At 64.2% G+C, this 7,131-nt stretch carries 7 protein-coding genes; 1 reads left to right on the top strand and 6 read right to left on the bottom strand.

Going from position 1 to position 7,131, the window contains the following annotated elements:
• Window positions 1–389: 389 nt before the first annotated feature.
• Window positions 390–1,427, bottom strand: coding sequence for a cytochrome-c peroxidase (locus JJT62_RS18510; protein ID WP_202074269.1), 1,038 nt, complete (start codon window positions 1,425–1,427; stop codon window positions 390–392).
• Window positions 1,428–1,618: 191 nt separating this feature from the next.
• Entirely contained in the window at window positions 1,619–1,888 is a 270-nt protein-coding gene (locus JJT62_RS18505) for a hypothetical protein (protein WP_202074268.1), read from the bottom strand.
• A 102-nt stretch (window positions 1,889–1,990) separates the two neighbouring features.
• Between JJT62_RS18505 and JJT62_RS18500 the strand changes: the two genes are divergently transcribed.
• On the top strand, window positions 1,991–2,425 hold the full coding sequence (locus tag JJT62_RS18500) for a hypothetical protein (protein ID WP_202074267.1): 435 nt from the start codon (window positions 1,991–1,993) through the stop codon (window positions 2,423–2,425).
• A gap of 190 nt (window positions 2,426–2,615) precedes the next feature.
• Here JJT62_RS18500 and guaB read toward each other — a convergent pair whose 3' ends face one another.
• The 4 genes from guaB to JJT62_RS18480 all read right to left on the bottom strand — a co-directional run bounded on the left by guaB (window position 2,616) and on the right by JJT62_RS18480 (window position 6,934).
• Complete coding sequence (gene guaB / locus JJT62_RS18495; RefSeq protein WP_202074266.1) at window positions 2,616–4,103, bottom strand: IMP dehydrogenase; 1,488 nt, start codon at window positions 4,101–4,103, stop codon at window positions 2,616–2,618.
• 124 nt (window positions 4,104–4,227) lie between these two features.
• On the bottom strand, window positions 4,228–4,707 hold the full coding sequence (locus tag JJT62_RS18490) for a DUF29 domain-containing protein (protein ID WP_202074265.1): 480 nt from the start codon (window positions 4,705–4,707) through the stop codon (window positions 4,228–4,230).
• Window positions 4,708–4,760: 53 nt separating this feature from the next.
• Entirely contained in the window at window positions 4,761–5,105 is a 345-nt protein-coding gene (locus JJT62_RS18485) for a cupin domain-containing protein (RefSeq protein ID WP_202074264.1), read from the bottom strand.
• On the bottom strand, window positions 5,102–6,934 hold the full coding sequence (locus JJT62_RS18480; protein ID WP_202074263.1) for an ABC transporter transmembrane domain-containing protein: 1,833 nt from the start codon (window positions 6,932–6,934) through the stop codon (window positions 5,102–5,104). Before JJT62_RS18480 ends, JJT62_RS18485 begins: the two co-directional genes overlap by 4 nt.
• Window positions 6,935–7,131 lie beyond the last annotated feature (197 nt).

Raw genomic sequence — 7,131 nt, 5'->3', positions numbered from 1 at the left:
CCCATCAGGATAGCATTCAACTGTCTATCGAATAGTCCAAACAACCCCAGTGGATGGGGAATTGGCTACCCTGTTCGGTAGTCATAGGTAATTATCCGTAGCGGCAGGGTGACGCTTAAGTGCATGATTTTCACTAGTTTAGACGCACGTCGCCGCGTTTGCGGCCAATTCGCGTCCAAATTCAGGCGCGACATGCAAGCGCCCCGCCAACAGGATTGCGACTCCAAGCCGCGACCAAGAAATAATTCAGGCCGGCGGCGCCCGTCACGAATGGATGAATAGACCCGTCATATCGACGGGCTAGCCCGCCCGACGTCTCGAACAAAAAACCCCTGGCTTTCGCCAGGGGCCCGTCGATCGCACGGGGCGAACTTTGCTTTGCAATGGCCTTATTGCGGGCGCGGCGTGTCCTTGGTGCGCGCCGGCAGGAGCGGATAGGCGACCTTCGGCTGATCGCCGGTCAGCGCATTGAGGAACGCCACGATGGCGGCGTTCTCATCCGGCGACAAAGCCGCACCGAGCTGGGTCTTCGCCATGACGTCGACGGCTTCCTCCAGCGTCCAGACAGCGCCGCTGTGGAAGTAAGGCGCGCGCAGGGCGACGTTGCGCAGCGGAGCCGAGCGGAAGGCGAAGGCGTCGGCGTCGCTGTTCGTGACCTTGGCGCGACCGCGGTCGGCGACGGGCAGGATCGCCGCGTCGGGCTTCTCGGCGACGCCGAAGGGGAAGTAGCCGTTGCCGCCGACGTTCACGCCGCTATGGCAGCCGCTGCAGCCCTTGTCGATGAACAGGCGCAGGCCCTTCTTCTCGGTGTCGTTGAGAGCGTTGACGTCGCCGGCCAGGAACTTGTCGAATTTGGCGTTCGGCGTCGTCAGCGTGGCCTCGAAAGCCTCGATGGCGTTGGCCATATTGTCGAAGCTGACCGGGCTCGCGTCGTTGGGGAAGGCCGCCTTGAACTCGGCGACATAGGCCGGCATGCTCTTCAGCGTCGCCTCGACGGCCGCGGGCGTATTGTTCATCTCGACGTCGGCCTGAACCGGGCCCTTGGCCTGCGTCTTGAGGTCGACGGCGCGGCCGTCCCAGAATTGGGCGACGTTGAAGACCGCGTTCAGCACGCTCGGGGCGCGGCGCGGGCCCTTGGCCCAGCCATGGCCGATCGAGGTCGGGCCGGCGTCGACGCCGCCCGTGCCGAGATTATGGCAGCTATTGCAGCTTATGATCTGGCTCTTCGACAGACGGGGATCGAAGAACAGCTTGTGGCCGAGCTCGATCTTGGCGGGGGTGATGGCGTTGTTTTTGACGACCGAATTCACGCTCGCGGCGTCGATCGGCTTGAAGACCGCATTGGCGTCGGCGCGCAGGTCGCCGGCGTGAGCCAATACGGGAAATAGCAGCATCGCGCCGGTCACGGCGAACCGAAGTGCGGACATATGATTCCCTCCCCTTGCAGCTTTGTCTTTGAAAAGCTGGGCAGCCTCGCTGCGCGAGAGCGCGCGAAGCTCGCGTCTTCGGCTAGCACAACCCCTAAGACGGCGGAAGCCCTCGCCGATTGATACGCCGCAGGTTAAAGCAGATGCGTGACTGTGGCCGTATGACAAAGAAACGGCAAAAGGCGGAAGCCTTATTGAGGCGGCTCCGGCGCAGCGGGCGACGTCAATGGAATGCCAAAAAAGCTCTCCTCGTCGGCGCCCCCCGCCTTATGCAGCGCGAAGGCGTCCTTCCAAATGGCGTTCTCGACCGCATCGGCAGGGCGATAGGTGCATTTGGCTTCGGGATTGCCTCCCTGTAGCCATTTCTTGCCGTTGCGCACGAATCGGTCGAGGCTTTTCTGGTCGGTCGGGCGAATCACGCATCTGGGAACGCCATCGACGAGAATGACTTGCGGGAGCATGTGCGATCTCCGACAAATGGGGGCGCCGCCCCCTGATTGCCTTGTTGGAAATCAATTCAGCAATCGACGTGCCATTTTTGATTTTTTTCAAGGAAGAAGAGAATGACCAGCTTCGCGAGCGACGCCGCAATAGAACGTATCGCCTTGGGCGTGATCGATCGGACATTGCCGAAGCCTGAGTGGACGCACGCAGCGCATTTTGCCGCCGCCCTCTGGCTTTTACGTTACAGGCGCGATTTGACGACGGCGCCCGCGATCAAAGGTTTGATCAGCGCCTATAACGAGGCGACCAACACTCCCAACACGGATACAGGCGGCTATCACCATACGATCACGCTTGCGTCGATGCGCGCCGCATCGGCGCATCTGGCCGGTTATCCCGAAACGGCCAGCCTGCATCGCATCCTCGACGTGCTGTTGGCCTCGCCGCTGCGTCACCCGGATTGGCTGCTCGATTATTGGAGCCGCGAGACCTTATTCAGCGTCGCCGCCCGCCGCGACTGGACGCCCCCGGATCTCGCCCCGTTGCCGTTCTGAGGCGTCGTTCGCCCGCAACCTTTGATACTAGACCCGCTTGATTGGTTCGCTGTCATTCCCGACGCTCGCGTAGCGGGTGATCGGGAATCCAGAGCAGAATCAGCGCTATTGCGGCTCTGGATTCCCGATCAACCCTTCGGCCCGTCGGGAATGACAAACCCCAATGCGAGCTGTTCAAACGGAGGTGGCGTCACACACCCGTCGGATAATTCGGGCTCTCGCGGGTGATGGAGACGTCGTGGACATGGCTTTCGCGCAGGCCCGCATTGGTGATGCGCACGAATTGCGCACGCTCCTGGAATTCGCGGATGGTCGGCGCGCCGACATAGCCCATGGCCGAGCGCAATCCGCCCGCGAGCTGGTACAGGATCGGCGCGATCGGGCCGCGGTAGGGCACCTGCCCTTCGATGCCTTCCGGCACGAGCTTGAGCTGATCCTTCACATCGCCCTGGAAATAGCGCGTGGCCGAGCCCGCCACCATGGCGCCGACCGAGCCCATGCCGCGATAGGACTTGAAGGAGCGGCCCTGATACAGGAACACTTCGCCGGGCGATTCCTCCGTGCCCGCGAAGAGCGAGCCCATCATCACCACCTCGGCGCCCGCAGCGACCGCCTTGGCGAGATCGCCCGAATATTTGACGCCGCCGTCGCCGATCACCGGCACATCGGCTTTGCGGGCCTCCTCCGAGGCCTCCATGATCGCCGTGAGCTGCGGCACGCCCACACCCGCGACGATGCGCGTGGTGCAGATCGAGCCCGGTCCGATGCCGACCTTGATGGCGTCGGCGCCCGCGTCGATCAGCGCCTTGGCGGCCTCGGCGGTGGCGATATTGCCGGCGATGATCTGGACCTTGTTGTTCTCGCGCTTGACGCGCGCAACCTGATCGATGACCGCCTGCGAATGGCCATGCGCGGTGTCGATGACGATGCAATCCGCGCCGGCGTCGATGAGCTGCAGCGCGCGCTCATAGCCGTAATCGCCGACCGTCGAGGCGGCGGCGACGCGCAGGCGGCCTTCCGGATCTTTGCAGGCGTTCGGGTGTTGCGTCGCCTTTTCGATGTCCTTCACGGTCACGAGGCCGACGCAGTGATAATCCGCGTCGACGACCAGCAGCTTCTCGATGCGGTGCTCGTGAAGAAGACGCTGCGCCTCGGCCTGGTCCACGCCCTCGCGCACGGTGACGAGCTTCTTGGTCATGAGCTCGGCGATCGGCTGGCGCTTGTCCTGCGCGAAGCGCACGTCGCGGTTCGTGAGAATGCCGACGAGCTTGCCCTTCCCGCTTGTCGCGCCGCGCTCGACAACCGGAATGCCGGAAATACCGTTTTGCGCCATCAAATACAGCGCGTCGGCGAGCGTCGCATCGGGGAAGATGGTAATCGGATCGACCACCATGCCGCTCTCGTAGCGCTTGACCTTGCGCACTTCGGCGGCCTGATCCGAGGGCGTGAGATTTTGGTGGATGACGCCGATGCCGCCGGCCTGGGCCATGGCGATGGCGAGCCGCGCCTCAGTCACCGTATCCATGGCGGCGGAGACGATCGGCAGGTTGAGCGTGATCTCGCGGGTGAGGCGCGTCGTGATGTCGACGGTCGAGGGCATCACGCGGGAGTGACCGGGCCGCAACAACACGTCGTCGAAAGTAAGCGCTTCGGTCAACGTGATGGGCAGACGGGCCATGGGCCAACTCCTTCATGGGCTGCGATGGGGCGGCGTAAACGAGCGCGCCGCCTGAGAGGGTTGGCGGGTGCTCATAGCATTTATCCTTGCAAAGGCAAATGGCGCCGCCGCGACACCAAACCATTCACTCGGGCAGCCAACCCTCGGAAAGAACCTCGGCCAGCGGCCATGAGCAGGCGGAAGGGAATTGAGCGCGCTCCAAACCGGTTTCCTTCTCGGCGAGCGAAAGGGCGTCGGACCAAGCGTCCGCCTGCCAGTCGGGGTCTCGAAGCGATTCCTTCAGGCTTGGCGTGCGCCTGAGCCGGCGCTCTATCGCAGCGCGCTGATCCCTTATCGTCAGCTCCCAGCTCCGGCTGCGGCGCTCCGGCTGAAAGCGCCATTTCAGCAAATGGGCCAAGAGAACCGCCATCCGGATGGCCAGCTCCCGCTGCTCGCTTTTGCCCACGTCCTCGATCTCGTCAGCGATATGTTGGGCGTCGAGAAGGTCGAATCGACCAGCGCGCAAGAGGCGCGCCTGCTCGCGCGCCCATGCGACGACATCGGCCTCATAGGCCGCGCTCGTGCGCTGTCCTGCCGCCTTCTCTAGGTCACTCGCCTGCGCCATGGCTGGGATATAGGATCGGCTCGGCGTCGAGTCCAAAGGCCAATCCCGCTAGCTCAGCGTTCGTTTCTGTCGCCGCGCGTAGTTGGCTGAGAAACGACCAGAAATTCTGCGACATCGGCGCCGGCGTTGACGACGCGATGCGGCGCGCCCGGGGCGATCTCAAGGCCCTGGCCAGCCGCGACCACGCAGACAGTCCCTGCGACCTCGATCGAGAGTTCCCCGCTCAAAACAAAGAAGAACTGCCGCGCCTTCTGGTGGAAATGCCGGGTCTCGGCGCTCCCGCGCGGCATGCGCTCGTGGATGACGCTCAGATCGGCGCGATCAACGAGGCGCCAGCCATCACAGCTCGCGCCCCAGACATAATGCTCGGCGTTTTCCTTGCTGACGACGGTCGTCACAGAAGGGCGTCCACCGTATGGGCGCGCTCCGTATCGAACTGCAGCTTCGCCAGCCGCGCATAAAGCCCGCCGGCGGCCGTGAGGGTTGCGTGGGTCCCCTCCTCCACGATGCGGCCCTGGTCCAGAACCACGATGCGGTCGGCTTCCAGCACGGTCGCCAGACGATGTGCGATGACGATGCTGGTCCGCCCGGCCATCACGTCGTGCAGCGCCTCCTGCACGGCGGCTTCATTCTCGGCGTCGAGTGCGGAGGTGGCTTCATCGAGTAGCAGCACCGGCGCGTCCGCCAGAATGGCGCGGGCGATGGCCAATCTTTGCCGCTGGCCGCCGGAAAGCGTCACGCCGCGTTCGCCCAGAAGCGTGTCGTAGCCCTGCGGCAGCGCCTCGATGAACTCATGCGCCTGGGCGCGCTTCGCCGCGGCCACGATCGCCTCGCGGGCAGCGCCCTCGCGGCCGTAAGCGATATTCTCCGCGACCGACAGCCCGAAGATCACCGGGTCTTGCGGAGCCAGCGCCATCGCCGCGCGCAAATCGAGTGGATCGAGGGCGCGCAGTTCCACGCCGTCGAGCGAGATCGCGCCCGCATCGGCGTCATAGAAACGCAGAAGCAGCGCGAAGAGCGTGGATTTCCCCGCGCCTGAGGGACCGACCAGCGCCACCCGCTCGCCGGGCTCGATGGTCAGCGACAAATCGTGCAGCGCCGAACGGTCGGGCGCGGTCGGATAAGCAAAGCTCACATTGCTGAAGGCAATGCGCCCCTGCCAGCGGGCCGGCGCCGGCGTGGGATGCGCGGGCGCGACAATCTTCGGCTTCACGGCGAGAATTTCAGCGATGCGCGAGGCGGCGCCAGCCGCCGCGCTCACCTCGCCCCAGACGGACGAAAGCTCGCCGAGCGAACTCGCGCCGAGCACGGCATAGAGCACAAATTGCGACAGCAGGCCCGATGTCATCCGCCCAGAGAGCACATCCTGCGCGCCGAGCCAAAGCACCGCGACAACGCTCGTGAACACAATGAGAATCACGCCCGCCGTCATGAAGGCGCGCAGCAGCGTCGCCGCCTGCGCGGCGTCATAGGCGGCCTCCACGGCGCGCTTGAAACGCGCCACGGTGGAAGCCTGCGCGCCATTGGCCTGCATGGCGCGGACGGCCGCCAAATTCTCGCCGGCGTAAGCCGCGGCATGGGCCAGCGTATCCTGTGCATGCTTCGAGCGACGGCGTACGCCGCGACCCGATGCGATGAGCGGCAGGACGATGATGGGGATCGCCGCAAGCGCGAGCCCCGCGAGTTTCGGGCTCGTCGCAAACATCATCACGACCGCGCCGATGAACATGAAGATGTTGCGCAACGCGATCGAGGCCGAGGAGCCGAAGGCCGATTTGAGCTGCGTCGTATCGGCGGTGAGGCGCGAAAGAAGCTCGCCGGTTTTCGCCGTGTCGTAGAAGGAAGCGTCGAGGGTCGCGAGATGCTTGAAGAGATCGGCGCGCAGATCGGCGACCACGCGCTCACCGAGCGTCATCACGAAATAATAGCGCGTGGCGGAAGCGAGCGCGAGCGTCGCGGCGACGGCGATCATGGCGCCGAAATAGGCGTTCACCGTTCCCGCGCTATCGGCCGAGAAGCCGTGATCGATCATGCCGCGCACCGCCGCCGGCAGCGTCAGCGTCGCGCCCGAGGCCAGAAGCAGAGCGGCGAAAGCGAAGGCGATCGTTTGCTTGTAGCGCAGCGCATAGGGCAGCAGCGGCCGCAAGGGCGCGAGCGTCGCGCCGAAACGGCGCTTCGATTCGCCCGCGGGAGGCGGAAGGGGAGCCGCATCTTCGATTCCGGTCATAAACGTGACCCTCTCCTGCGCCGGCCAAGCCGAAAATGCCGCGCAGCCTGCTCCTACGCCTCGAATCGCTGCGACGCAGCAAAAATATTTTACGGCCAAGCCTGAGACAAATCCTTGGAAAAGAATGTCTTTTCGATTTCTTTTCAGATATGTATGCCCTGCGACAGGATGTCGCAATTTGATGCATCCAACGCTGG

Origin of the sequence: Methylocystis sp. Sn-Cys (assembly GCF_016745395.1) — a bacterium.
Classification (GTDB): domain Bacteria; phylum Pseudomonadota; class Alphaproteobacteria; order Rhizobiales; family Beijerinckiaceae; genus Methylocystis; species Methylocystis iwaonis.
Note: the sequence above shows the minus strand (reverse complement) of the source record. Positions and strands in the feature narration are given on the sequence as shown.

Coding starts and splice junctions, on each gene's coding strand:
- JJT62_RS18500 (WP_202074267.1), top strand. CDS start 1,991: ATGACCAGCTTCGCGAGCGACGCCGCAATAGAACGTATCGCCTTGGGC.
- guaB (WP_202074266.1), bottom strand. CDS start 4,103: ATGGCCCGTCTGCCCATCACGTTGACCGAAGCGCTTACTTTCGACGAC.
- JJT62_RS18505 (WP_202074268.1), bottom strand. CDS start 1,888: ATGCTCCCGCAAGTCATTCTCGTCGATGGCGTTCCCAGATGCGTGATT.
- JJT62_RS18480 (WP_202074263.1), bottom strand. CDS start 6,934: ATGACCGGAATCGAAGATGCGGCTCCCCTTCCGCCTCCCGCGGGCGAA.
- JJT62_RS18490 (WP_202074265.1), bottom strand. CDS start 4,707: ATGGCGCAGGCGAGTGACCTAGAGAAGGCGGCAGGACAGCGCACGAGC.
- JJT62_RS18510 (WP_202074269.1), bottom strand. CDS start 1,427: ATGTCCGCACTTCGGTTCGCCGTGACCGGCGCGATGCTGCTATTTCCC.